The organism is uncultured Stenotrophomonas sp. (assembly GCF_963519125.1).
Classification (GTDB): Bacteria; Pseudomonadota; Gammaproteobacteria; order Xanthomonadales; family Xanthomonadaceae; genus Stenotrophomonas.
The window spans coordinates 130647-157265 of the sequence record NZ_CAUQLJ010000011.1; the positions used below are offsets into that span (position 1 = coordinate 130647).

14 protein-coding genes are annotated in these 26619 nt (G+C 67.5%); 8 read left to right on the forward strand and 6 right to left on the reverse strand.

What is annotated here, in order from left to right:
- The first annotated feature begins 541 nt into the window (after window positions 1-541).
- The 3 genes from aroQ (at window position 542) to accC (ending at window position 2916) form a co-directional block, all read left to right on the forward strand.
- Complete coding sequence (gene aroQ / locus RYM47_RS11585) at window positions 542-985, forward strand: type II 3-dehydroquinate dehydratase (protein ID WP_315388041.1); 444 nt, start codon at window positions 542-544, stop codon at window positions 983-985.
- A gap of 67 nt (window positions 986-1052) precedes the next feature.
- Window positions 1053-1538, forward strand: a complete 486-nt coding sequence (gene accB / locus RYM47_RS11590) for an acetyl-CoA carboxylase biotin carboxyl carrier protein (RefSeq protein ID WP_315388042.1) — start codon at window positions 1053-1055, stop codon at window positions 1536-1538.
- A gap of 10 nt (window positions 1539-1548) precedes the next feature.
- Window positions 1549-2916: an acetyl-CoA carboxylase biotin carboxylase subunit gene (gene accC, locus RYM47_RS11595; RefSeq protein WP_315388043.1), complete on the forward strand. Its 1368-nt coding sequence runs from the start codon at window positions 1549-1551 to the stop codon at window positions 2914-2916.
- 60 nt (window positions 2917-2976) lie between these two features.
- Here the strand turns inward: accC and RYM47_RS11600 are convergent, their stop codons facing one another.
- From RYM47_RS11600 to RYM47_RS11610, 3 genes are all read right to left on the reverse strand, one after another.
- Window positions 2977-5091 (reverse strand): hypothetical protein, encoded by a 2115-nt coding sequence (locus RYM47_RS11600; RefSeq protein ID WP_315388044.1) that lies wholly within the window; start codon window positions 5089-5091, stop codon window positions 2977-2979.
- 168 nt (window positions 5092-5259) lie between these two features.
- On the reverse strand, window positions 5260-5631 hold the full coding sequence (locus RYM47_RS11605; protein ID WP_315388045.1) for a hypothetical protein: 372 nt from the start codon (window positions 5629-5631) through the stop codon (window positions 5260-5262).
- A complete protein-coding gene (locus tag RYM47_RS11610) occupies window positions 5628-6587 on the reverse strand; it encodes a hypothetical protein (protein ID WP_315388046.1) in 960 nt (319 codons plus the stop codon). The genes RYM47_RS11605 and RYM47_RS11610 overlap by 4 nt, the downstream gene beginning before the upstream one ends.
- A gap of 171 nt (window positions 6588-6758) precedes the next feature.
- On the opposite strand from RYM47_RS11610, the gene prmA reads away from it, so the two are divergent.
- The 5 genes from prmA (at window position 6759) to purD (ending at window position 11915) form a co-directional block, all read left to right on the forward strand.
- Window positions 6759-7679, forward strand: coding sequence for a 50S ribosomal protein L11 methyltransferase (prmA, locus tag RYM47_RS11615; protein ID WP_315388048.1), 921 nt, complete (start codon window positions 6759-6761; stop codon window positions 7677-7679).
- A gap of 29 nt (window positions 7680-7708) precedes the next feature.
- The gene (locus tag RYM47_RS11620; RefSeq protein ID WP_315388049.1) at window positions 7709-8527 is read left to right on the forward strand and encodes a DUF3426 domain-containing protein; all 819 of its coding nucleotides are present in this window, start codon (window positions 7709-7711) and stop codon (window positions 8525-8527) included.
- Between the two features lie 112 nt (window positions 8528-8639).
- Window positions 8640-8915, forward strand: a complete 276-nt coding sequence (gene fis, locus RYM47_RS11625; protein WP_068854228.1) for a DNA-binding transcriptional regulator Fis — start codon at window positions 8640-8642, stop codon at window positions 8913-8915.
- Between the two features lie 62 nt (window positions 8916-8977).
- Entirely contained in the window at window positions 8978-10561 is a 1584-nt protein-coding gene (gene purH / locus RYM47_RS11630; protein WP_315388050.1) for a bifunctional phosphoribosylaminoimidazolecarboxamide formyltransferase/IMP cyclohydrolase, read from the forward strand.
- A 67-nt stretch (window positions 10562-10628) separates the two neighbouring features.
- Window positions 10629-11915, forward strand: coding sequence for a phosphoribosylamine--glycine ligase (gene purD, locus RYM47_RS11635; RefSeq protein WP_315388051.1), 1287 nt, complete (start codon window positions 10629-10631; stop codon window positions 11913-11915).
- Window positions 11916-11984: 69 nt separating this feature from the next.
- On the opposite strand, the gene rpoH is transcribed toward purD, so the two are convergent.
- The 3 genes from rpoH to RYM47_RS11650 all read right to left on the reverse strand — a co-directional run bounded on the left by rpoH (window position 11985) and on the right by RYM47_RS11650 (window position 26572).
- On the reverse strand, window positions 11985-12860 hold the full coding sequence (rpoH, locus tag RYM47_RS11640; protein WP_315388052.1) for an RNA polymerase sigma factor RpoH: 876 nt from the start codon (window positions 12858-12860) through the stop codon (window positions 11985-11987).
- Between the two features lie 265 nt (window positions 12861-13125).
- Window positions 13126-16731 (reverse strand): hypothetical protein, encoded by a 3606-nt coding sequence (locus tag RYM47_RS11645; protein ID WP_315388054.1) that lies wholly within the window; start codon window positions 16729-16731, stop codon window positions 13126-13128.
- 10 nt (window positions 16732-16741) lie between these two features.
- Window positions 16742-26572: an Ig-like domain-containing protein gene (locus RYM47_RS11650; RefSeq protein WP_315388056.1), complete on the reverse strand. Its 9831-nt coding sequence runs from the start codon at window positions 26570-26572 to the stop codon at window positions 16742-16744.
- Window positions 26573-26619: the final 47 nt, after the last annotated feature.

The following is a 26619-nucleotide window of genomic DNA, read 5'->3' on the forward strand; positions in this document are numbered from 1 at the left end:
GGGCGGGCGGTCTTTGCATAGAAATGGGCTTCATGTCCGCGCAGCACCACCGCATGCCCGCCGCGCTCGGCAGCTTCCTTCTGAAGCTTGGCGAACGCCCTGCGGTAGTTCACCGGCGACGGGGCCATTCCGGTGCGCGTATTGGGCTCCTTGGAACCGAGCTTGACCGTGACGCGTCCGAAGCGCTCGGCCACGCAGGTAGGCGGCGTGGACTTGAGCAGCTCAACGGCTGCCGGAGGCACCGCGCCCGCTGCCCCTGCAACCAGAAGGCACACCAACAGAACTGCAGTCCTTCGCATCGCCGTTCTCCCAGGTTTGCGCCGACCTTAGCGTGCGCCATCTGGCCAGTCCAGCGATCAAGGGAGGCTGTGAGTGGCATCGAGAAGCCCTCTCGCATGAAGGTTGCGGCCGCCGTAACCTGAAACCAGCCATACCCGATGCCCATATTTCAAACAAACGATTGAAACGCGCGTAACTTCGCCGAACTGGACACGATCCACCGGTTCCGCCAGACTCCGCCCTTTCCTGTTACGTGGCACCCATGGCGAAACTGCTGGTCCTGCATGGCCCCAACCTCAACCTGCTCGGTACGCGCGAGCCGGGGGTCTATGGGCACACCACGCTGGCGCAGATCGACCAGGCACTGCTGGCGCAGGCGCAGGCCGCCGGGCACGCACTGGACAGCCTGCAGTCCAACGCCGAGCACGTGCTGGTGGACCGGGTGCAGGCCGCCCGTACCGACGGTACCACCTTCATCCTGATCAATCCGGCCGCGTTCACCCACACCTCGGTGGCACTGCGCGACGCGCTGGCGGCGGTGGATGTGCCGTTCATCGAGATCCACCTGTCCAACCCGCATGCCCGCGAACCGTTCCGCCAGCACAGCTATTTCAGCGACAAGGCGGTCGGCGTCATCTGCGGCTTCGGTGCCGACAGCTACCGTTATGCCATGGATGCGGCCCTGGCCCGGCTGGCAGCGGCCTGAACCCCATTGAATTGACCCGAGCGCAACGCGCTTCCCACCACACTGACATCAAAAACAAGAGGCCCCTATGGATCTCCGCAAAATCAAGAAGCTGATCGACCTGCTGGAAGAGTCGAACCTTGCCGAAATCGAAATCAAGGAAGGCGAAGAATCCGTCCGCCTGTCGCGCGCCCCGGTCTCCGGCTACGGCATGGTGCAGGCGCCGCAGATGGTGATGGCACCCGCGCCGGCCCAGGCCGCCGCACCGGCCATGCCGATGCAGTCGCCGACCGAAGCCTCCACCGGCGGCACCGCCAAGCCGGGCCCGGCGCTGCCGGAAGGCCACGTGCTGCGCTCGCCGATGGTCGGCACCTTCTACGCGTCGTCCGCCCCGGACAAGCCGGCCTTCGTCAGCGTTGGCCAGCAGGTCAAGGAAGGCGAGACTCTGGCCATCATCGAAGCGATGAAGATGTTCAACCCGATCGAAGCCGACAAGTCCGGCACCATCGTCGCCATCCTCGGCGAGAACGGCCAGCCGGTGGAATTCGACCAGCCGTTGTTCGTGATCGGCTGAGGGGCACGCCATGCTCGACAAAGTCGTCATCGCCAACCGAGGGGAAATCGCGCTGCGCATCCTGCGCGCGTGCCACACCCTCGGCATCCGCACGGTGGCCGTGCACTCCACGGTCGACCGCAACCTCAAGCACGTGGCCATGGCCGACGAGTCGGTCTGCATCGGCCCGGCGCCGTCGCCGCAGAGCTACCTCAACATCCCGGCACTGATCGCTGCGGCGGAAGTCACCGACGCCCAGGCCATCCACCCGGGCTACGGTTTCCTGTCGGAGAACGCCGACTTCGCCGAACGCGTGGAAGAGTCCGGCTTCATTTTCATCGGCCCCAAGGCCGACACCATCCGCATGATGGGTGACAAGGTCGAAGCCATCCGCGCGATGAAGTCCGCCGGCGTGCCGTGCGTGCCCGGCTCGGGCGGCCCGCTGGGCGAGGACATCGTCGCCAACACCAAGATCGCCCGTGAGATCGGCTACCCGGTCATCATCAAGGCAGCCGGTGGCGGCGGTGGCCGCGGCATGCGCGTGGTGCACGCCGAAGCCTCGCTGAAGACCTCGATCGAAACCACCAAGAGCGAGGCCAAGGCCGCGTTCGGCAATGGCGAGGTCTACATGGAGAAGTTCCTGGAGAATCCGCGCCACGTGGAGATCCAGGTGCTGGCCGACGGCCAGGGCAACGCCATCCACCTGGGTGAGCGCGACTGCTCGATGCAGCGCCGTCACCAGAAGGTGGTGGAAGAAGCGCCTGCACCGGGCATCAGCGCCGAACAGCGCGAAGAAATCGGCAGGGTGTGCACCGAGGCGTGCGTACGCATCGGCTACCGCGGTGCGGGCACCTTCGAGTTCCTGTACGAAGACGGCCGCTTCTACTTCATCGAAATGAACACCCGCATCCAGGTGGAGCACCCGGTGACCGAAATGGTGACCGGTATCGACCTGGTGGTGGAGCAGCTGCGCATCGCCGCCGGCCACAAGCTCAGCATCAAGCAGAGCGACATCGTGCTGACCGGCCATGCGATCGAGTGCCGCATCAATGCCGAAGATGCCGAAACCTTCGTGCCGAGCCCGGGGCAGATCACCGCCTTCCACCCGCCGGGTGGCCCGGGCGTGCGCGTGGATACGCACATCTATGCCGGTTACCGCGTGCCGTCGAACTATGACTCGATGATCGGCAAGCTGATCGTGCACGGCCCGGACCGCGAGACCGCGATTGCGCGCATGCGCGTGGCGTTGAGCGAGATGGTGGTGGACGGCATCAAGACCAACGTGGCCCTGCAGCAGCGCATCATGCGCGACAAGGGCTTCCAGGCCGGTGGACAGAACATCCACTACCTGGAAAAGCGACTGGCCGAGCGCAAGAACAAGTCGATCGCGCTGACCTGATCGAGGTGGGTTGCTGGATTGCGTGGAGCCGGGCAGCGCCCGGCTCTACGCGTTTCAGGGTCAGTCCCTTAACGGGGTTGCCAGCAGCGGCTGCGCGCCGAGCGTGCCCAGCGCCTGGCGGGCGACGCCCAGTTCCTCCAGCTGCAGTTCGCCCGGCGCCTTGCCGGCGACCTTGAACAGCACGTTGTTTCCGATCATCACCTGCGCTTCGTCCTGCAGCGAGAGCAGACCGGTGGGGTGCGCATGCTTCTGCACCTGCAGGGTCACTACCGTTGAAGCGCCCTGCAGGCCATCGGCAGCGCCTGCCACCGCACCGATCGCGCGCCCGCGGTCGCCACTGGCCACCAGGAAGGTGCGGCTGTATACGACCTGGCCTTCCTCCAGGCCGGCCAGCTGCGCGGCGTCGAGCGCCAGCGCGGCGTACACGCGACCGGCGTGGGGCGGAATGCGCGCCAGGCCGCGATTGATCCGCGCCACGACTTCCTCGGAATCCCGGAACACCGGCTGCAGGCTGCCGTATTGCAGGAAGTCGTCCATCGAACGCCGACGCCAGGTCAGGTAACTGCGGATCGCAGCACGCTGCAGCTGGCTCAGCCGCAAGCGCTCGTTGTGGGCCACGGCGCTTTCATACACCTGTGCGGCCTCCAGGCTGGGCATGCCGCGGTACTCCACGTTGAACTCGGCCTGGGTCATGAAGCGCTGTTCCTCCTGGGGAATGGCCTGGCGGATATCGACGATGTGATGCGCGGGCTGGCCACGCCGATGCAGGCGCGCGGCGCCGGTGCCACGCGGCAGGTACACCGAGATGCGCCGGGTGTGCTCGTCGACGTCGCGGATGCGCACGCGGAAGTAGCGCTCCCGGTAGCGCATGAAATGGCGGAGGCGGCCGCCCTTCAGGCTGATGTACCAGCCAGGCCGGCCTACGTCGGCCTGGAGTCCGCGCGCCCTGGCCTGCTTCGCATCGAGCGCGCGTGCGTAGTGCGATTCCAGCGTGCCGGACAACTCCGTCGAAAATTCCGGTGCCAGCACCGCGCAGGCGTCACCGGGTGCGCGTGGACAGCGGAGCGTGCGCAGCCGCGTGGGCGCCTTTTCACGGAGCTGGTAGACGCCGTCGCGCTTGACCAGCTCCAGGGTGCCGATGCGCAGCGACAATGCCTCACCGGGCGTGGCGGCGTAGTAGTGGCCATCCACGCAGACGGCATTGCCGGCGCGCCCGCTGACCGCATCGTGGTAGTACAGGATGCCGTCCGGGCCGAGCAGGTCCAGGCGCAGCGTAGCGCGATCCAGTGGCTTCTGCGCTTTCACCTGCGCTGCGACTGTATCGAACAGCGGAACGGAACTGTCCATGCGGGCAACGCGGGAGGATGCGCCCTGCAACGGCGCGGCGCGCTTCCAGGTCCAGTCGCTGTTGTCGTATTCAACGTCGATATAGCCGCTGTCACCCAGCACCTGCAGGCGCCCTTCACTGATCCCCAGCGCGCGCTCGCGGCCTTCGAACGGCACCAGGATGCGTCCATCGTGCAGCTCGGCGCTGGTCTGGCGGATGGCGCTGGTGGGGCGGCGCGCGGGGCGGGGTTGGGCGGGTGGGTCTGACTCCAGCGGGGCAGGGCCCGGCTCTACCAGTCCTTTGGCGCCGGCGAGAGCCAGTGCGGCGTCGGTCACCTCGGCGCGGCCCAGTGGCTTGTGTTCAAGCGCATCTGCGGTCAGGTCGAGCGCTTCTCCCACAGACTGAAGGGCGAACACGCCGCGGGCGCCGATGCCGGCCGCTTCTACGATCGTGACAGCCGCATCGCCCAGCTGCAGCAGCGCGCGCACGCCAGGGCTCACCGGCGGCGCGCAGCGCACGCCTTCGTGCCGCTCCCAGGCATTGCGGGCGTCGGTGAACAGCTCGGTTACCGGGCTGCGCAGCAGTCCCGCCACGTTGTGCAGCGCGCCCGGGATGCCGGGTGCCGGAGGTACGGGAACGCAGGTCGCTGGCAGCGTCGCAGGCCTTGCCGTGGTCGTCGGCACGCCAGTCGCATTGGTGATCGACAGCACTGCGGCCAGCGCCTGTATGGGCGTTTCCACCCGGCGGATCGCACGGGTATCCAGCGGTTGCGGCGTGGGCGCGAAAACAGGGCGGCCGGCGTGGTGGCGACCGGTGGTGTGCCGGTGCTCGGCAGCGGAAGTAGGCATGGGCGGCTCGATGGAAAGGCGTGCCCGATGAAATCGAAGCCACGCGCTCCTGTCCAAGCGACGCTGTCTACCTTAATCGCAAAAACGATAGATGCCGTGAATCACGGTGACGCAATCGGCACGGTCACTACATGATCGGACCCGGCACAGCGTGCCGGGTCCGCGTCATCAGCGCGCGACGTCGGCCGCGGTGATCTGGGTGTCCTTGACCGGGGCCACGCCGAGCGACGAGGTCGGGTCGACGATCACCATGGTTTCGGTGGAGCCATCCGGCCAGACCACCTGGAAGGTGCTGCCGGCCGGCAGCGAGGCGAACGGCATGCCGCTCTGTGCGCGGTACACCGCCGCGACCTGGCTGGCACCGGCACGGCGTACGTCTTCCTGCGCCTTCACCGAGGTGAGCGTTACCTTGGACAACTGCCGGTAGCGGTCATCGTAGGTATCGATCATGACCAGCCCGACCGCGCCGGCCGAGTAGGCCACGAACAGGGCCACCCAGAACCAGAATTTTGCGCCATGCAGGAATCGACGGTAATTCATGCGCGGCCACTCCGCTTGATCAACTGTTCAACCAACGTCTTCATTTTTCCCGCACCTTGCCGCGATACCGCGGCGTCATACACGAATGTGGAAAAGTCCTGCCCACCGTCCTGCGAACAGATCCCTCCATTCGCACAGAAATTGTTCATCAACACACTGTCAGGCCCGCAGGCCATGCCCAGTTCGCAGGCTGCAAGGCGCCACGCCAGCTCGCTGAACTGGTCGCCCGCCACCAGGCCCTGCAACGCGGCATCGCCACTTGCCCGCTGACCCATGGCCGTGGAAATGGCCATGTACGCCTCCGGATCACGCGACTCCATCACCCGTTCCACCAGATCGCGGCGGTAATCGGGGCCGTCCTTCAACGGCTGGCCGTCAGCGAACAGTGCGGCTTCCGCAGCCAGGTTGCCGGCGCGCGCAGCCAGCACGCGTTGGGTCAGGATCAGGCTGCGGCCCAGCCCATCGCTGGACACGAACCCCGCACAGCGCCGCGCCACGCGTTCCCGTGCCTGCACCATCGGCGCCGACGCGCTCAAGCCCATGCCGGTCAGCAGCGTGTTGTCGAGCTGGTAACCACCCGGGTCCATCGCATAGATCGCGCAGTAGTCGTACACCCGGCTGACCATCCAGCCCGCTTCGGCATTACCGTTGGCCGCCTGCAGGCGCAGGCGCTGCGCATAAGCGAACAGGTCGGTGTCGCCTTCGATGTCGGCGCGGATGTCCAGCGGCAATCCCGACGGCACTGCAGCGCTGCGCTCGCTGGCCAACAATTGGCGCGCCAGTTGCTGGGCCTGCAGCGGCATCGTCGCGCTGTTGGCGGTCGGCAATTCGCTGGCCGCCGTGGGCGCCGTGTCCAGATGCAGGGCACGCCCGCCCGCGCGATACCCCACCACCCCCAGCAAGGCCAGGGCCGGTACCACCAGCAACCAGGTTTTGAGGGTGGGCACGAGGGCCATTCACGGGAACCGGTTCGCGGAACGAGCGCCGCAGGTTGCGGAGTTTAGCAATGACGCTTCCCGCTGTCTGAACACGGCATCCCATTGATTCTCATGGTGACCGGAGACTGCACCTGCCGCCACCCGGCGCAATGGTCTAGCATTCACTGTTTTCCGCAGGTTGTTACCGACATGCCGTTCCTGGAACTCACCCTCCACTGCACCGAAGCTACCCAGCCCCGCTACGAGAACGCGCTGGACGACGTCGGCGCGCTGGCGGTGACCCTGCTCGACGCCGATGCCGATACCAGCAACGAGCGCGCCATTCTGGAGCCCGGGGTGGGCGAAACGCCGCTGTGGAACGATCTGGTGCTGAGCGCCCTGTTCCCGTCCGACACCAATGCGCTGGCATTGCTGGCCGCACTGGAGGCATTCGACCCGGGCCTGGAATGGAATACCGCCAGTTTCCGCGCGGTGCAGGACGAAGACTGGGAACGTGCCTGGCTTGACCAGTTCCAGCCGATGGCGTTCGGCGAGCGCACCTGGATCGTGCCGTGGAACCACGAGCTGCCGGACGCCGCGCAGGCCGCCGACGCGGCCGTGGTGCGTCTGGACCCCGGCCTGGCGTTCGGTTCGGGCACCCACCCCACCACCGCGCTGTGCCTGCGCTGGCTGGACGGGCTGGCCGCCGAGGGCGCGCTGGCCGGGCAGACCGTGCTGGACTTCGGCTGCGGCTCGGGAATCCTGGCGCTGGCCGCGCTCAAGCTCGGCGCCGCCCGCGCGGTGGGCGTGGACAATGACCCGCAGGCGGTGATCGCCACCGGCGACAACGCCGAACGCAACGGCCTGCAGGATCAGGTGCAGGTCTACCTGCCGGCCGACGAACCCCAGGCCACCTACCCGGTGGTGGTCGCCAACATCCTGGCCTCGGCGCTGGACGCGCTGGCCGACGTGCTGGCCGCGCGCGTAGCGCCGGGTGGCCGGATCGCGCTGTCGGGCATCCTGCACGGACAGGAAGACGAACTGCTGGTGCGTTACGCGCCGTGGTTCGAGCAGCTTGAAGTGGCCCAGGACGGCGACTGGATGCGCATCACCGGCGTGCGTCGTGCTTGAATGAGGCACCTTCGCCCGGCGCTGACCCGATGACCGAGTCCACCCCGCCCCCGCGCCGCCCGCTGGCCACGTTCCTGCGTGCGTCCGTGGCACCCTCGGAAAACGCCACGGTGCCGCCGGAAGATGTCCGCGAAACGACAGTGGACAACGAAGTGGACACGGAACTGGACAGTGCGTCGGACGACGCGGCCAGTGATAGCGGCCGCGAAGACATCGCTGCGCCAGATGCAGGCGTCGAACCCGTGTCCGCCGACAGCGCGGACCACAGCGTTGCGCACGACCCTGCAGGCGACGCGGCATTCAGGCGCCTGGCGGAGCAGCCCGAAGCGGAGGCTGCACCCACCGCGCCCAGCTTCATGCTGGCACCCGAAGCGCCGCTGCCCAGCCCTCGCTGGCAGTGGGGACTGGTGGCGGGCCTGGTCGTGGTGCTGGCGTTGCAGATTGCCGTGGCCGATCGCGCGCGCCTGGCCGCCGATGCCGGCAGCCGCCCGTGGATCGCCGGCTTGTGCAGCGTGCTGCGCTGCAGCCTGCCCGCGTGGCGGGAACCCACCGCCTTCAGCATGATCGGCCGCGACGTGCGCCCGGTGCCGGGCCTGGCCGGGGCGCTGCAGGTGCAGGCCAGCTTCCGCAACGACGCGCGCTGGGCGCAAGGCTGGCCGTCGCTGCGGCTGTCGCTGTCCGACGCCGATGGCCGCGTGATCGGCACCCGCGTGTTCGCACCTTACGACTACCTAGACCCCTCCGCGGATGCCGCAGCGGTCCTGGAACCGGGCCAGAGCGCGCAGATCGCGTTCCGGGTGCGCGAGCCGGCCGCCTCCACTGTCGCATTCACCTTCGAATTCCTGTAACCCGGCATCCTGTCAGCGAGCGTGGCGGGGCGGCGGCGCACGCGCTAGACTGACCCCCTCCAATTTGTCCGCCAGGGTTGTGGTCCGCCCTGGCTTCGCACCGGGATCCTTCTTGAACGCAGTCCTTTCTCGTCCTGACAATAGTCGTGGCGCGCCGAAGCCGCCGCTGCGCGAACACGTGGCGCAATCGGTGCGACGCTACCTGCGCGACCTGGACGGCTGCGACGCGGATGACGTCTACGAGATCGTGCTGCGCGAGATGGAAATCCCGCTGTTCGTGGAGGTGCTCAACCACTGCGAAGGCAACCAGAGCCGTGCGGCGTCGATGCTGGGCATCCACCGCGCGACCCTGCGCAAGAAGCTGAAGGAATACGGCATCGCTACCTGATGCCCGGGGCTGGTCGGGACGGCCTACAATATGGGCCCGCTCCGCTTCGATCTCCTGCCCCCATGAGTTCCGATCTGCTGCCCGTGCGCCGGGCCCTGCTTTCCGTTTCCGACAAGACCGGCCTGCTTGACCTTGCCCGTGCGCTGGCCGCGCGCAACGTCGAACTGCTTTCCACCGGCGGCACCGCCAAGGCGATCCGCGACGCGGGCCTGCCGGTCAAGGACGTGGCCGACGTCACCGGCTTCCCGGAAATGATGGACGGTCGGGTCAAGACCCTGCACCCGCTGGTGCATGGCGGCCTGCTCGGCCGCGCCGGGCAGGACGAAGCGGTGATGGCCGAACACGGCATCGCGCCGATCGACCTGCTGGTGCTGAACCTGTATCCGTTCGAGAGCGTCACGGCGAACGCGGACTGCACGCTGGCCGACGCGGTGGAGAACATCGATATCGGCGGCCCGGCCATGCTGCGTTCGGCTGCCAAGAACTTCGCGCGCGTCGCCGTTGCTACCGACCCGTCGCAGTACGCTGAACTGCTGGCCGAGCTCGATGCCAACGATGGCCAGCTGTCGGCAGCAAAGCGCTTCGCGTTTTCGGTGGCCGCGTTCAACCGCGTGGCCCAGTACGACGCGGCGATCAGCAACTACCTGTCGGCCGTCACCGCGACCGACGCGACCGTGCCGCTGCGCACCGAATTCCCGGCGCAGATGAACTCCAGCTTCGTGAAGGTGATGGACCTGCGTTACGGCGAAAACCCGCACCAGGCCGGCGCGTTCTACCGCGACCTATACCCGGTGCCGGGCACGCTCGCCACCTTCCAGCAGCTGCAGGGCAAGGAGCTGAGCTACAACAACCTGGCCGACGCCGACGCTGCATGGGAATGCGTGCGTCAGTTCGACGCACCGGCCTGCGTGATCGTCAAGCATGCCAACCCGTGTGGCGTGGCCGTGGGCGCCGGTAATGGCGATGCCTATGAGCTGGCCTACGCGACCGATCCGACCAGCGCGTTCGGCGGCATCATCGCCTTCAACAAGCCGCTGGATGCGGCCACCGCCAAGGTGATCCTGGACCGCCAGTTCGTCGAGGTGCTGATCGCACCGGACTACGAGCCGGCTGCGCTGGAATACGCACAGAAGAAAGCCAACGTGCGCGTGCTGCGCATTCCGCACGGCGACGGCCGCAACAACTACGACACCAAGCGCATCGGTTCGGGCCTGCTGGTGCAGAGTGCGGACAACCGCGGCATGTCGCGCGACGAGCTCACCGTGGTCAGCAAGGTGGCACCGACCGACAAGCAGTTCGCCGACCTGCTGTTCGCCTGGAACGTCGCCAAGTTCGTGAAGTCCAATGCGATCGTGTACGCAAAGGACAACCGCACCATCGGCGTCGGCGCCGGCCAGATGAGCCGTGTGTACTCGGCGCGTATCGCCGGCATCAAGGCGGCCGATGCGAACCTGGTGGTGGAAGGCTCGGTGATGGCCTCCGACGCGTTCTTCCCGTTCCGCGACGGCATCGACGCCGCTGCTGCCGCCGGCATCAAGGCGGTGATCCAGCCGGGCGGTTCGATGCGCGACGCCGAGGTGATCGCTGCAGCCGACGAGCATGGCCTGGCGATGGTGTTCACCGGCGTGCGCCACTTCCGCCATTGATATCGACGGGGACCCGGCCCAGCCAGGTCCCCGTTTTTCATTCTTCCCCTTCTGTGCGAGAACTGCCTTGAAAATCCTCGTCATCGGCTCCGGCGGCCGTGAACATGCGCTGGCCTGGAAGCTGGCCCAGTCTCCCCGTGTCAGCGAAGTGCTGGTGGCGCCGGGCAATGCGGGTACCGCGACCGAAGCGAAGTGCCGCAATGTGGCGGTCAAGGTCACCGATCTGGACGGGCTGCTTGAGCTGGTGCAGGACGAAGGCATCGAACTCACCGTGGTGGGTCCGGAAGTACCGCTGGTGGCAGGCGTGGTCGATCGCTTCCGCGCTGCCGGGCACCGTATCTTCGGGCCGACCGCCGCCGCCGCGCAGCTGGAAGGCAGCAAGGCCTACGCCAAGGACTTCCTGGCCCGGCACAACATCCCCACTGCGTTCTATGCGGTGCACACCGAGGTGGACGCGGCGCTGGCATACATTCGCGAGAAGGGCGCGCCAATCGTGGTCAAGGCCGATGGCCTGGCTGCCGGCAAGGGTGTGATCGTGGCGATGACCCAGCAGGAAGCCGAAGACGCGGTCCGCGACATGCTGTCGGGCAATGCCTTCGGGGACGCCGGCGCACGCGTGGTGATCGAGGAGTTCCTCGACGGCGAGGAAGCCAGCTTCATCTCGATGGTCGATGGCACCACCGCGCTGCCGATGGCGACTTCGCAGGACCACAAGCGGGTTGGCAATGGCGACACCGGCCCGAATACCGGCGGCATGGGCGCGTATTCGCCGGCACCGGTGGTGACCGATGAAGTACATGCGCGGGTGATGCGCGAGGTGGTCAATCCCACCGTGCAGGGCATGATCGCCGACGGCATTCCGTTCACCGGGTTCCTCTATGCGGGCCTGATGATCGACGCCAGCGGCGCGCCGAAGGTGATCGAGTTCAACGTCCGCTTCGGCGACCCTGAAACCCAGCCGGTGATGCTGCGCCTGCAGTCGGACCTGGTGGATCTGGTCGAAGCGGCCATCGACGTGCGGCTGCACGAAGTGGAAGCGCAGTGGGATCCGCGCCCGTCGCTGGGCGTAGTGATGGCCGCAGCGCCCTACCCTGAAACGCCCATCACCGGCGATGTCATCCACGGGTTGGAGCAGGTATCGTCCACCGCCAAGGTGTTCCATGCCGGCACCACGCTGGACGCACAGGGCCAGGTGCTGAGCGCCGGCGGCCGCGTGCTGTGCGTGGCGGCACTGGGCGACAGCGTCAGCGATGCACAGGCAGCCGCGTACCAAGGCGTGGCGAAGATCTCGTGGGAGCACGAGTTCCATCGCAATGACATCGGCTGGCGAGCGATCGCGCGCGAACAGGCCTGATCACGCGAAACTCCAGACAACAAAAAACCCGGCGCTGCCGGGTTTTTTGTTTGTTGCTTCAAGCCTGCATCAGGCGGTAAACAGCGCCTTCATCTTCTTCAGCGCGTTCGCTTCGACCTGGCGGATGCGTTCGGCGGAAACGCCGTATTCGTCGGCCAGTTCCTGCAGGGTGACCTTACTGTCGGCGTCCAGCCAGCGGCGACGGATGATGTCGCGCGAGCGGGCGTCGAGCTCGGCCATGCCTTCGCGCAGCAGCTGCAGCTGGTTGTCTTCGCTGTCGGCACGCTCGTAGGCCTGCGACGGATCTTCATCGTTGGCGACCAGGAACGCAGCCGGCGACGGCGGCGCATGGTCGTTGTCTTCGTCGGTCGGTGCGTCGAAACCGATATCGCGACCGGACAGGCGCGATTCCATCTCGAGCACTTCGCGCTCGGACACGTTCAGGTCCTTGGCCACGGCGGTGACTTCAGCCGCGTTCATCCAGCCCAGGCGGGTCTTGGACTTGCGCAGGTTGAAAAACAGCTTGCGCTGCGCCTTGGTCGTGGCGACCTTGACGATGCGCCAGTTCTTCAGGATGAACTCGTGCATCTCGGCACGGATCCAGTGCACGGCGAAGGACACCAGGCGCACGCCCATGTCGGGGTCGAAGCGCTTGACCGCCTTCATCAGGCCGATGTTGCCTTCCTGGATCAGGTCGCCCAGCGCAAGGCCGTAGCCGTTGTAGCCACGGGCCACGTGCACCACGAAGCGCAGGTGGGAATGGACCAGCTCGCGCGCGGCGTCCAGGTCCTGCTCGTCGCGGAAGCGGCGGGCCAGGTCCTGCTCGTCATCGACCGTCAACACCGGGATCTGGTGCACGGCGCCGATGTAGGCGTCCAGCGAACCGAGCGCACTGGGAATCGGAAGATTGTTTGCCACAAGGGCAGTAGACATGTTCTGGCTCATAGGTTGGCATTTTAGCAGTCACGGAATTGGACTGCTAAGGGGTGGAAAAGTTCCAGCGTCCCACTGATGAGACGATGGATCGGATCACCCCTCTAACCTACAGGGAAATGGTGACACTGGCGAGAGGCTCAGCGCCGGGATCATTTCCATTATATTCAATAACATACAGCCAAAAGCGTCATCGCAGCGTGGTTTGGGCCGCACAATCCCATCCTGTTCCGCCCGTTCAGGTTGAAAACGTTGCCACTGGTTCAGCCCTGGAGCCTCAGTAATACCCCGAAAGATTCAGGAAGAACCCCTTGCTCTCATACCGAAGCTCGGTCAGGTCATCGCTGAACTCGGTGAAGTTGTACCCCGCCCCGATCTTGAAGTTCTGCCCCACCTGCCGGTCCACCCCCACCAGCCAGCCCTGCTTGTCACCGCCCTCGCGCACGTCCAGCCAGCGGTATTCGCCCATCGCCTCCCATTGGGAGAACAGCTGGTAACGCAGCTGCAGGGCCGAGAAGTTGACCCGGCTGTCCAGCCACGCCCCCTCGCCGCGCCCGGTGCGGTAGTCGCCCCAGCGCCCGGCCAGCTTGGCCGCCAGCTCCCAGCGCCCGGTCAACTGCATCACCCCTTCGAACGAGACGATCCGCGACTTCTGGTCGTACACGTTGCCGCCTTCCTGGCCGAGTGACGCCACGTCATATAGGTAGGTGTACTTGCCGAACGCGGCCCAGCGCGTGTTGTCGTGCGGGCGCCAGGCGAATCCCAGGTTGGACTCGACCAGCTTTGCGTCGGCGAGCGGATTGCGCTTGTCGTCGGTGTCGGCATAGTTGGCGCGCAGTGCGATCCGCCAGTCTTCGTTGACCTTATACAGCAGGCGGTTGGTGGTGACCCACTGCCGACGCTCCTCGGCGCCTTCATCGCGGCGGTACTCCAGCTTGCTGGTCCACTGCGTGTTGGCGTCGGTACGCCCGCCATTGACGCTGTACGCGCGGCGGTCGACCCGTCCGGTGGTGGCGTCCAGGTTGCCGTCCATCACGCTGAAGCCCAGCGTCCAGCCCTGCGACGGATAGAAATCCATGCCGAAGGTGTTGACCAGCCCCGCACTCTCGTCACGGCGGTCTTTCAGGTACTGGCTTTCGTTGAACACGTTGACCTGGTTGCTCAGCCGCCAGCGCTGGCCCAGCGTCCACCCCGACTGCAGCCCGGTGTTGTTGTACAGCGGGTCGGTGGTGGTCCGGTCGGTGCTGTAGGTGTAATTGCCGTAGAAGCTGTGCTCGGGGGTCATCCAGTACTCGCCTTCGAGCTTGGCGCCTTCGCCGCGGCTGCCGCTGCTGACTTCCGCGCCGAGGCTGGAGCGGTTGCCGAACAGGTAGCGTGCGCCCAGCGTGGCCAGGTTGTTGTCTTCGTAGGCGCCACCATCGTCGTCCACGGTCAGCTGCCCTACCCCGTACAGCTCCCACTTGGCACCGAGGCGCTGCCGGTAGCTCAACGCCGCCAGCGTGCCGGCAACATCGATACCGGCGTTTCCTTCCTGCACACGGCGCAGTTCAGCGCCGAGCTGGCCGTCGTTGCCCAGGCGCCAGTCCAGCGTGAGCTGCGACTGCTCCACTGCCACCTCGCCCCGCTCGGCACGGCTGTAGCGGCCGTACAGGCTGAGGTTGTCGGTGAAATAGCCGAGGAATTCCGCGCCGTATTCTTCCAGCGCCAGTCCGCTGTCCATCCGCGATACCGAGAAGCCGGCATCGACGTCGCGCCACCACGCGCCCATGCTCCAGTCCTGTTCTGTCCAGCCCAGTTCGCGCAGGTTGGCACGCGCCTCCACCGCACGCGCATCGCCCTTGCGGTCGGGACTGACCGGGTTGCGCTGGATGAAGCTCAGGCCGCCGTTGTCCGAATAGAAGATCGGCGCGGCCGTGGCTTCGGTGCGGGTCTGTTCCAGCTTCAGGTAGGTGCCGCGCCCGGCCTGCAGGGTCAGGTCGGCGCCCATCAGGCTGTAGTCGTCGCCACTGCGGTTCTCGTCGACGTAGGTGCCACCCAGTGCCACGTGATCGCCGAACCACTGCTTGCCGCGCACACCCGCGCTGACGTCGTCGGTGCTGAAGCCGAGCGGGATGTACTCGTAGTCCACCAGCAGCAGCTGGTCGTAGCCGTCCAGCGGGGTGTCGCGTGTCAGCGTGCGCACGTTCTCGCGGGTGATCTGCGCCAGCGCGCGGGTCAGGAACAGGCGGCCCTGGATTTCGTTGATCTCGTAGTCCACGCCCCGGGTCAGGTTGGTGCGCACCTCGGTGCGGCCGGTGGTGCGGTCGCGTACTTCCAGCACCACCTGTTCCGAACCGGGCAGCAGGTCGGTATGGCGCAGGTAATACAGGCTGCCACCGGTGCCGAGGAATTCGCTGTGGCCCAGCGCGGACTGGGCTTCGGAGCCGAACGCCTTCAGCAGCGAGCGGGGATCGCCCAGCGGCGTGATGGCGCGCGAGCGCCAGCTCACCGCCGCGCCGTACAGTGAACGCACGTACTGCCCATATTCGGTGCCGGTGAAGCCGGTGGCGAAGTTGCCCCACAGCGCCTGGTTCTGGTCCCAGTCCACGCGCACGTACAGCCGGCCCTGGGTGTCCACGTCGCGGTAAGTGGTCGAATCGTCGCCGTAGACAGGGTAGTACTGGTCCGGATCGAGGCGGCGGAACACATCGCGCGCATCGGCATCGAGGAAGCCGTCGAACAGCCGCTTCAGCTCCCGGTCGTAGGTGTCGGCCTGCGCGGTCACCAGGTACTTCCCGCGGTATTTGCTCTTCAGGTAAAACGCCAGCCGGCCTTCGCTGAGGAAGCTGTCGTCCTGGTCGCGATCGGCCGCGAGCGGGTCGAGGTTGCCGCTGGCGGTGTTGCTGGACAACGTCACGTCGGCCAGCGCCACCAGGAAGCGGTAGCTGCCAGTCACATCCACGTCCAGGGTGCGGGTCAGCGTCGGCGCATCCAGCGCCTCCACCTGCACGCTGTAGCGGTGCTGTCCGATCGGCTCCAGGAACTCGGCGGCGAACTTCTGCTCCAGGTCCACCGGGAAGCTCTGCCCGTTGATCATCACCCGTGCGTTCGGGCTGAGGCCGCGCCCGTAGATGCGCACCCGCGAACCGTAGATCGGGATGTTCTGCTGGCGCAGCGCGTTCTGTCCGTAAATCGCGTTGCTGAGCTGCTGCGCCTGTGCGTCATCGCCGCTGAGTACGCGGCCCAGCGAGCGCTGCACGTCGTCGCGCACCAATTGGGTACCGCGCTCGTAGTCGGTGGGCAGCACCAGCTGGAAGCGCTGGGCATTGGTTTCGTCGAATGAACCGTCGCGGCCGTACGCACGTGCGATGTACTGCAGGTCATCACCCACGCGCAGGTTGAGGCTGTCCGGCAGCTGGCCATCCCACTCGGTGTTGGCCACGTAGTCCACCGGCATGTCGATGCGTGCGAGCGGGGTGACCAGGTCGGTGTCGCTGCCGCGGTAGATCACCACCTCCAGCCGTTCGATGAACGACGAATAGTTGTTGTAACCGTGGAAACGCAGCGGCTTGGTCAACCGTCCGTTCTCGAACGGCGCCATTGAGCCGGTCTGCACGTTGAGGACCGGCGCGGACAGCGCGGGGTCTTCGGTGGCCCACACCACCGCGCCATCCGGCAGCTCGGTGGACGAAGCCGTGACCGAACCCGGCGGCTGTTCGACCGGCGCGGCCGGTCCAGTGGCGGGATGCACCTGCAGCAGCAGGTCGTTGCCCTGTCGGCACCCGTCCACGCCGCACAGCGTCGCGGGCACGTCGGGAGCGGGCTGACCCTGCTGGGCCTGCGCCGTTGGCAGGCCGAGGACCAACAGGAGCATCAGGGCGCTGAGTGAGGTCTGGGTGGTCATGGTCATCTCCTCAGCGGTCCGCACGGGTGGCGGGGCGGTCCGGTGCAGCGGGCTGCACCTGGACCTGCACATGCGCGGCGACGTCGGCAGGCAGGCGTGGCAACAGCGCGTTTCGCAGGACTCCGGCGCGCTGTGCGGCCAGCGCAGGCGTCGCCTGGCCGCGCGCAACGTCGACCCGCCCACCGCCTTGGCCCTTCAGCGTGTCTGCCGCATGCGCCAGCACCGCTTCGGCGGCTGCACCGAGCGTTGCCTGGCCGGGAACGAACAGCGCTTCGCCGACCTCCAGCACCTGTTGTGGGCGTTGCGGTGGCCCTTCGCCCAGCTGTCCGTCCGGCATGGCCACACCGAAGTCGAAGCGCACCGGCAGCCCCGGGGTGATCCGGCGTACCAGCGGGTTGCGCGTGGTGAATTGCGCATCGGACGGCAGCGTGGTCGGGTCGACCTTGAGGATGAAGTTGCGTCCGCGTGCCTGGCCCCCGTTGATGCCGACCAGGTGGTAGCGGCCCCAGGCATCGGTTTCGATCACCAGGCCCTCCACCGACACCACGCGCACGCCGGGGATGCCGCGTTCGCCGGGGTCCTGCGCACCGTTGCCGTTGCGGTCGTCGAACACGCTGCCGATCACCAGGCTTTCGTCCAGCAGCGGATCGCCGATCACCTCTACATCGGCCGACGCCACGTTGCTGATGGTGGTGCCCAGGACATCGTTGGCGGTGATGCGGTTGGTGTGGATGCCCACGCCCACGCCAGCGCCGACGCGCAGGTAATACACCAGCGTGGCGGTGCCACCGGCCGGGACGTCCACGCCATCGATGCGCAGCGGGGCCACACCACTGGCGCGGGCCGCGTTGTCGGCGTCGCGGACTTCGAAGCCGCCGGGGATGAAGGTGAAGCCGCTCGGCAACGTGTCGTACAGCGTGGCGCCCAGCGCGTCGACATCACCCATGTTTTCAACAGTGACCACGTAGCGCACCACGTCGCCCACCTGCACGCTGCGCTGGGTGGCCTGCTTGGTCAGGCGCAGCACGATCGTATCGGCGGTGACCACCACGTTGACCCAGCCTTCCACGCACACCGGGGTGGGCATCGAGCGGTCGCAGATGTTGTAGCTGAAGTTGTCCAGCCCGCTGTAGCCGACGAAGGCGGTGTAGACGCAGTCGCCGTTCGCGCAGGTGGCGCGGCCACTGGACGCGGCGCGGCCCAAGCGCATCGACGCCGGGTTGATGTCGGCCCCGCTGGTGGTCAGGTTGTCCAGCAGCGGAACGGTGGTACTGGTGCCGCTGAGCACGGTGATGTTTTCGTCCACGACATCCACATCGTTCAGACCGGTCTGCACGCTGACCGTTGCGCTGCTGCACTGCTGGGGCGTGGCCGTCGAGCAGACGCTGTAGGTGAAGCTGTCCATGCCACTGAAATTGGTCATCGGGGTATAGCGCAACCGGGCATTCGGAAGCACCGCAGCCGTTCCCATCGTGGGCGCGGTGCTGACGGTGACCACCACGTCGTCCGGGTTGATCGGCGTGCCATTGGCAACGTCATTGGCCAGCACCGGCACGTCCACCGCAACGCCTTGCGGCGTGTTCGCCTGGTCGTCGCTGGCTACCGGCACTGCGGTGGGCGCAGCGGCCAACGTCACCGAGAGCGTGCCGGTATCGCACACGCTCGGCTGCGCCACCAGGCAGATCTGGTAGGTGGTGGTATAGGTCGTACCCGGGGTACCCGGCGCCACCGTCACGCTGCCGTCGGGCTGGATGGTCAGCGCCGGCGTGTTGACGGGGGTCAGCACCACGCTGGAGGGGTCCACCGGCGCACCGTTGAGGGTGTCGTTGTCCAGCACGTTGCCCAGACCACTCCCGCCGCCCGGGGGCGCATCGGGAACGTTGTCGTCTGCCGCTACCACGACGCCCGCATTGGCCAGCGTGACCGACACCGTGCCGACGTCGCACACCGCCGGCTGCGTCACCAGGCAGATCTGGTACGTGGTGGTGTAGGTGGTGCCGGGCGTACCACCTGCAACATCCACGGCACCATTGGGCTGGATGGTGAGCGCAGTGGTATTGACCGGGGTCAGCACCACCGTAGCCGGATCGAGTGCCACGCTGTTGTAGGTGTCGTTGGCCAACACGTTGGCCACACCGGTTGCGCCTGCGACTGGCACGTTGGCCACCGTGTCATCCACCGCGTCGAGCAGGCCCGGCGTGCTGGCCAGGGTGACCGACACGGTGCCGATGTCGCATACCGCGGGTTGCACCACCAGGCAGAGGCGGTAGGTAGTGGTGTAGGTGACGCCCGGCGTACCGGCCGCCACGTCCAGGCTGCCGTTGGGCTGGATGGTGAGTGCGGTTGTGTTGTTGGGGGTCAACTGCACCGTGGCCGGGTCCAGCGCGGCGCCGTTGAAGGTGTCGTTGGCGAGCACGTTGACCACGCCGAGCGCACCGGTGGCCGGCACGTTGGTGAGGGTGTCATCCACTGCATCGAGGGTGCTGGCGGTCACCGCAACGGAAACAGACGCGGTATCGCACACGTTGAGGTTGGGTGCAGGCAGGCAGACCTGATAGGTGAAGGTGTCCGTCCCGGTAAAGCCCGCGGTGGGCGTGTAGCTGACGGTGTTGTCGCCATTGACCACGGCCAGGCCGTTGGTCGGCGGCACCAGCACGGTGAACACCGGGTTGGCGGGCAGGGTGTCGTTGGCAGCCACGTTGAGTACGGTGGCGCCAGCGCCGGCGGCAAGACTGTCATCGGCGGCATCCGGCCGCACCGCCACGACTGCGATTGCCTGGGCGCAGTTGGTGGGCTGTGCGTTCTCACACACCTGGTACGCAAGGTTGACCGCGGACGGCAGCGTCCCCGGCGCCACCGTGACCACGCCTGTCGGCGCGATGCTGTAGCCCGCAACCGGCGTCACCAGCGTGGCGGTGACCGGCGTGGTCCCCGGTACGATCAGCGCACCGTTGAACGTGTCGTTGAGCAGCACACTGGGGGTACTTCCACCGGCGACAGGTGCGATGGGCGTGCCACTGAAGTCGTCGCCCACGGCGGTCAGTGTCGTGGCGGTCACGGTCAGGCTGACCGAGGCCGTGTCGCAGACGCTGGCGCCCGGCGCAGGCAGGCACACCTGGTAGGTGAAGGTATCGCTGCCGCTGAAGCCGGCATTCGGCGTGTAGCTGATCGTGTTGTCGCCGTTGACCACGACGGTGCCGTTGGCAGGTGCCGCCGGAACGGTGATGACCGGGTTGAGCGGCAGCGTGTCGTTGGCCGTGACCTTGAGCGCCGTGGTGGTCCCGGCACCGGCCGACAGCGTGTCATCGGCAGCGACCGGGCTCACCGCGACCACGGCGGCAGCCTGCGCGCAGTTGGCCGGTACGGCGGTTTCGCACACCTGGTAGCCCAGCGTGGTGGCGGCCGGTGTAGCGCCCGCCGCCACGGTGACCACGCCGTCGGTTGCCATGCTGTACCCCGCGACCGGCGCGAGCAGCGTGGCGGTCACCGGCGTCGTGCCCGGCACGATGGCTGCACCGTTGAAGCTGTCGTTGAGCAGCACGCTGGCCGTAGTGCCGCCCGTAGACGGTGCGAACGGCGTCGCGGTGAAGTCGTCGTTGGTTGCGGCAACGCTGGTCGCCGCAATGGTGAGGTTCACGGTCGCGGTATCGCAAACAGCCGCTGCAGGCGCCGGCAGGCAGGCCTGGTAGGTGAAGCTGTCCGGCCCGGTGTAGCCCGCGTTGGGTGTGTAGCTGATGGTGCCGTCCGGATTGAACACCGCTGTGCCGTTGGTCGGGACGACCGGAAGGCTCAGGGTCGGCGTGGTCGGCAGCGTGTCGTTGCTGGTCACGCTGAGCACGGTAGTGGCACCGGCCGCTGCGTTCAGCGTGTCATCGACTACCACCGGGCTGACCGCAACCACCGCAGTGGACTGCGCGCAGTTGGTCGGCACGGCGACTTCGCACACCTGGTAGTTGAGCGTGGTGGCGGCCGGCGTTGTACCCGCTGCAACCGTGACCACGCCATTGGCGGCGATGCTGTAGCCCGCGACCGGCGTCACCAGGGACGCCGCCACCGGCGTGGTGCCCGGCACGATCTGTGCACCGTTGAAGGTGTCGTTGAGCAGCACGCTTGCGGTGCTGCCACCGCTGGTCGGCGCAATCGGCGTGGCGCTGAAGTCGTCGGCCGTGGCGGCGAGCGTGGTGGCGCTCACGGTGATGGTCAGCGTCGCGGTATCGCATACCGCGGCACCCGGCGCAGGCAGGCACACCTGGTAGGTGAGCGTGTCCGGACCGGTGTAGCCCGGCGTGGGGGTGTAGCTGATCGTGCCGTCGGGGTTGGCCACGGCGCTGCCGTTGCCAGGCGCCACGCTTACGGTGACTGTCGGAGTGGTCGGCACGGTGTCGTTGGCCAGTACGTTGAACACCGTCGTAGTACCGGCAGTGGCCGGCAACGCGTCGTCGGCCGCATCCGGACTGACCGCAACGACCACGCTGGACCCGGCACAGTTGGTCGGCACCGCGTTCTCGCAGACCTGGTAGTTCAGCGTGACTGCAGCGGGTACGGTGCCGGGCGCCACGGTGATCACGCCGTTGGCGTCCATGCTGTAGCCGGTCACCGGGGTAAGCAGGGTTGCGGTCACGGCGGTGGTGCCGGGCACGATGGGGGCACCGTTGAAGGTGTCGTTGAGCAGCACGCTGGCGGTGGTGCCACCGGCGGCCGGTGCCACGGGCGTACCAGTGAAGTCGTCGGCGGCCGCCGTGATGCTGCTGGTACCTACCGTCACGTTGACCGTGGCGGTGTCGCACACCGCCGCACCGGGCGCTGGCAGGCAGAGCTGGTAGGTGAAGGTATCCGGACCGGTGAAGCCGGCATTGGGCGTGTAGCTGACGGTTCCGTCGCCATTGACCGTAGCGGCCCCGTTGGTGGGCGCCACCGCAATGCTGACCGTCGGATTGACCGGCGCGGTGTCATTGGCCAGCACGTTCAGTACGGTGGTGGTGCCGGCAGTGGCGGGCAAGGCATCGGCTACCGCATCCGGGCTGACCGCGACCACGGCGGTGGCGCCGGCGCAGTTGGTCGGCACCGCGTTTTCGCAGACCTGGTAGTTCAGGCTGACCGCAGCGGGCGTGGTGCCAGCCGCCGCGGTAATCACGCCGTTGGGCGCCATGCTGTAGCCGGCGACCGGCGTGGACAGGCTTGCAGTAACCGGCGTGGTGCCCGGCACGATCGGCGCACCGCTGAAGCTGTCGTTGAGCAGCACGCTGGGGGTGCTGCCACCGGTGGCGGGCGCGATCGGCGTGGCGGTGAAGTCATCGTTGCTGGCGTTCAGGGTGGTGGCGCTGACGGTCACCGCAACGGTGGCGGTGTCGCAGACCCCAGCCCCGGGCGCCGGCAGGCACAGCTGGTAGGTGAAGGCATCGGCGCCGGTGTAACCCGCGTTCGGGGTGTAGCTGATGCTGCCGTCGCCATTGGCCACGGCCGCCCCGTTCGCGGGCGCGCCGACAATGCTGACCACCGGATTGAGCGGCGCCGCGTCAGTGGCCAGCACGTTGAGCACAGTGCTGGTGCCGGCGGTGGCCGGCAGCGCGTCGTCGACGGCATCCGGGCTGACCGCGACCACCGCCGTGGCGGCGGCACAGTTGGTCGGCAAGGCGGTTTCACAGACCTGGTAACTCAGGGTCACCGCTGCAGGCGTGGTCCCGGCGGCCACGGTGATCACCCCGGTGGGCGCCATGGTGTAGCCGGGCACGGCATTGAGCAGCGTGGCAGTGACCGGGGTGGTACCGGGCACGATGGCCGCACCGTTGAACGTGTCGTTGAGCAGCACGCTGGCGGTGCTGCCGCCTGCGGCGGGTGCGATCGGCGTGCCGGTGAAGTTGTCGTTGACTGCGGTGACCGTGGTCGCGGTCACGGTCAGCGCCACGCTGGCGGTGTCGCAGACAGTGCCGTGCGGCGCCGGCAGGCACAGCTGGTAGGTGAAGGCATCGGGTCCGACGAAGGCTCCGGTGGGCGTATAGCTCACCGTGCCATCGGCGTTGGGCACTGCCGTGCCGCCCGCCGGGGGAACGGTGACGGTCACCACCGGCGCAACCGGCGCCAGGTCATTGGCCAGCACGTTGAGTACGGTGACGGCGCCGGCGGTGGCGGGCAGCACGTCGTTGACCGCGTCCGGGCTCATCACCACCACTGCGGTGGCGGCGGCGCAGTTGCTGGGCAACGCGGTTTCGCAGACCTGGTAGTTCAGCGCGACCGAACCCGGCGGAGTGCCGGCGGCCACCGAGATCACGCCGTTGGCGGCCATGCTGTAACCCGACACCAGCGTGGTCAACGACGCGGTCACCGGCGTGGTGCCGGGCACGATCGCCGCACCATTGAAGGTGTCGTTGAGCAACACGCTGGGCGTGCTTCCGCCAGCGGGCGGGATCGGGCTGGCGCTGTAATCGTCGTTGACCGCGACCAGTGCGGCGGCGGCGATGCTGATCGCCACCTGCGCGCTGTCGCAGACAGCGCCATCCGGCGCCGGCAGGCACACCTGGTAGGTCAGTGTGTCCGCCCCGCTCTGGCCGGCGGTCGCGGTGTACTGCAGGGTGCCATCTGCGGCGAGCACGCCTGTGCCCTTGGTTGGGGCGACGGTGACGGTAAAAGTGGCGCCGACCGGCACGTTGTCGTTGGCGGCCACATTGAAGCTGCCCGGCTGGGTCCCCGTGACCGCGACGCTGTCGTCCAGCGCGTCCGGCGCGATCAGCACCTGCACTGCAGCGGTGTCGCAGTTGGTGGTGGAGCCCAGCTCGCACAGCTGGTAAGTGAGCGCGGCAGCGCCCGCCGGGGCGAAGCTGGACACGTCGATCACACCGGCCGCATCCATGCTGAAGCCCGCCGGTGCGCCGACCAGGTTCACGGTCACCTGCAGCGGATTGGCGGCCGCACCATTGAAGGTGTCATTGCCCAGCACGCTGGGCGTGCTGCCGCCCGTGCCCGGAGCGAACGCCGGTGTGCGGAAATCGTCGTCCAGCGCGTTGAGCGTATTGGCGATGACGGTGATGTTGACCGTGCCGGTGGCACAGGTGGTTGCGTCCGGTGCCGGCAGGCAGACCTGGTACTGCACGGTCTGCGGGCCGGCGCCCACCGGCGTGTAATTGAAGCTACCGCTGGTCTGCAGGGCAAAGGTACCCGCGGCAGGCGGGGTCAACACGGTGTAGGCGGAACCGACGGGTGCGTTGTCATTGAGGCTGACATCGCCCAGCAGCGGCTGACCGGCCGGAGTGGTGTACGCGTCATCGGCGGCCGCAGGCGCGATCAGCAACGCCACCTGCGCGGTGTCGCAGTTGGTGGTGGTGCCCGCTTCGCACAGTTCATAGGTGAGATTCACCGCGCCGGCGGCAGCACCAGCCGGTACGTTGATCACCCCTGCGCTGGTGATGGTGTAGCCCGGCGGCGGTGCATTGATCAGGCTCAGGGTTACCTGGGTTGCGGCGGCAGGCGCGCCGTTGTACAGGTCATTGCCCAGCACTGACGGCGTGCTGCCGCCGGTGACCGGCGAGATCGCCGGGGCGGTGAACGGGTCGTCCACCGCGTCGACCGTATTGGCGGCAATCACCAGCGTGGCGGTGGTGGACGCGCACACGGCGGTGTTCGGCGCAGGCAGGCAGACCTGGTAGTTGAAGGTATCGCTGCCGGTGCTGCCTGCAAGCGAGGTGTAGGTAAATGTGCCGTCGTCGTTGAATACCAGGCCGCCCACGGTGGGCTGGGTGAGCGCGGCGAACACGGCGCCGGCCGGCGGCGCATCGTTGCTGCCCACGTTGCCGTTGACCGCCTGCCCGGACTGCACGTTGAACGTATCCGGCTGCGCCGCCGGGCTCACCAGCACCTGCACGTTGGCGGTGCTGCAGTTGGCCGGCACCGCGTTCTCGCACAGCTGGTAGCTCAGCGCGGTGGCGCCGGCAGGCACGCCAGCCGCCACCGTGATCACACCGGTGGACGCATCCAGCGTGAAGCCGGTCACGCCGCCCTGCAGGGTGGCGGTCACGGTGCCTGGCGTAACCACCACACCGTTCAGGGTGTCGTTGCCGAGCACGCTGGGCGTGCTGCCGCCGGTCAGCGCCGGCACCGGCGTCGGGAACAGGTCATCGTTGGCCATCAACGCGTTCGCGCCCAAGGTCACTGTAACGATGGCGGTATCGCAGACCCCGGCCGGGCTTGGCAGGCATACCTGGTAGCCGAACGTATCGGTTCCGGTGGCGCCGGCACCCGGTGTGTAGGTGAACGAGCCATCGGCATTGACGGTGACGCTGCCCTTGGTGGGCGCAGCGCCGCTGGCAGCGAATGCCGAGCCGGCGGGAGTGTTGTCGTTGCTGCCCACGTTGCCCGACACCGGCTGCCCGGCGCCGGGCGTGGTGACTGCGTCGTCGACGGCATCGGGCCCCACCACCAGCTGCACGCTGGCCGTGTCGCACAGCGTGGGTGCGGCCGTCACGCAGATGCGGTATGCCAGGCTGACCGGACCTGCCACGGCATTGGCCGGCACGCTGACTACCCCTGCTGCATCCAGGGTGTAACCGGCCGGTGCGGTGATCAGGGTGGTGGTCAGGTCGGCGGACGACACCGGTGCCGTGTTGAAGGTGTCGTTGGCGAGCACGCTTGGGGTGGCGCCACCTGCCGCAGCGGGAATCGCGGGGACGCTGAAATCATCGTTGACTGCGTCGATGATGTTGGCGGTGAGGTTGATGGTCACCGTGGCGGTGTCGCATACGCCGCCATTGGGCGCGGGCAGGCACAGCTGGTACGCGAACGTATCGGTGCCGGTGGCACCGGGGTTGGCGGTGTAGGTGAATGCACCGGTGGACTGCAACACCACGCTGCCCTGGGTAGGGGTGGCACCGGTCTGCACGAAGGTAGCACCGGCAACGGCGTTGTCGTTGCTGCCGACGTCACCGTTGACGGCCTGGCCGGCCTGGACCGCAACGCTGTCGTCCACCGCGTTGGGGCTGACGATCAGCGCAACATTGGCACTGGCGCAGTTGCTCGGCGATGCGACCTCGCAGATCTGGTAGACGAGCGTAACCGGGCCGGCGGCGGCAGTAGCCGGCACGCTGATGGTGCCGTTGGCGTTGATCGCGTAGCCCGCAGGCGCGGTGGTCAGTGTCGCGACCACGGCGGCGTCGGCGAATGCAACGCCGCCGAGGGTATCGTTGGCGAACACGCGCGGCGTGGTGCCACCGGCACCCGGCGCCACCGGCGCGGCGCTGTAATCGTCATTGTTGGCGACGATCGCGACTGCCTGCACCGGAATGGTCGGCGTGGTGCCGGTATTGTCGCCCGGCGTGGGATCGGTGGTTCCGGGCGGCGCGGTGATGGTTGCGGCATTGGCCGATACCGTGGCGGGGGTCACCGTTGGCGCGGTGCCGTTGACCAGCACCACCAATACCTCCCCTACCCCGACGTTGACACCGACGTTGATGCTGCCGGTGCCCGATGCTGCGCTGCACGTGGTGGCTGCCGATACCGGCGCGCAGGTCCAGGTGACCCCGGTGAGCTGCGCCGGCACCGGATCGGACAGCGTCGCACCGACCGCCTGCGACGGGCCCGCATTGCGCACTTCGATGCGGTACTGCACCGGTCCGCCGGCAGCGACCGGAACCGCCGTGGTAATGGTCTTGAGCACGCTCAGTTGCGCGGTGGCGGCGAGCGTATTGCTGTCGCTGCTGCTGTTGTTGCCTGGGGTGGGATCGGCGATGTCGGCCGGCGCGCTCACTGTGGCGGTGTTGACCAGCGGGTTGCGATACGCCTGCGCGTGGACGCTGGCCGTGGCCAGGGTCATGAGCAGTGCGGCAAGGAAGCGGCGGGCGCTGGCGGTCGACATGCAGGTATCCTCGATAGCACCGCGCAGGGGGCTCCCCGCGCGCTACG

Bases quoted from the DNA above. Each gene is read 5' to 3' on its own strand.
- aroQ (WP_315388041.1), top strand. From the start codon at position 542: ATGGCGAAACTGCTGGTCCTGCATGGCCCCAACCTCAACCTGCTCGGT.
- accB (WP_315388042.1), top strand. From the start codon at position 1,053: ATGGATCTCCGCAAAATCAAGAAGCTGATCGACCTGCTGGAAGAGTCG.
- accC (WP_315388043.1), top strand. From the start codon at position 1,549: ATGCTCGACAAAGTCGTCATCGCCAACCGAGGGGAAATCGCGCTGCGC.
- RYM47_RS11600 (WP_315388044.1), bottom strand. From the start codon at position 5,091: ATGCCTACTTCCGCTGCCGAGCACCGGCACACCACCGGTCGCCACCAC.
- RYM47_RS11605 (WP_315388045.1), bottom strand. From the start codon at position 5,631: ATGAATTACCGTCGATTCCTGCATGGCGCAAAATTCTGGTTCTGGGTG.
- RYM47_RS11610 (WP_315388046.1), bottom strand. From the start codon at position 6,587: ATGGCCCTCGTGCCCACCCTCAAAACCTGGTTGCTGGTGGTACCGGCC.
- prmA (WP_315388048.1), top strand. From the start codon at position 6,759: ATGCCGTTCCTGGAACTCACCCTCCACTGCACCGAAGCTACCCAGCCC.
- RYM47_RS11620 (WP_315388049.1), top strand. From the start codon at position 7,709: ATGACCGAGTCCACCCCGCCCCCGCGCCGCCCGCTGGCCACGTTCCTG.
- purH (WP_315388050.1), top strand. From the start codon at position 8,978: ATGAGTTCCGATCTGCTGCCCGTGCGCCGGGCCCTGCTTTCCGTTTCC.
- rpoH (WP_315388052.1), bottom strand. From the start codon at position 12,860: ATGAGCCAGAACATGTCTACTGCCCTTGTGGCAAACAATCTTCCGATT.
- RYM47_RS11645 (WP_315388054.1), bottom strand. From the start codon at position 16,731: ATGACCACCCAGACCTCACTCAGCGCCCTGATGCTCCTGTTGGTCCTC.
- RYM47_RS11650 (WP_315388056.1), bottom strand. From the start codon at position 26,572: ATGTCGACCGCCAGCGCCCGCCGCTTCCTTGCCGCACTGCTCATGACC.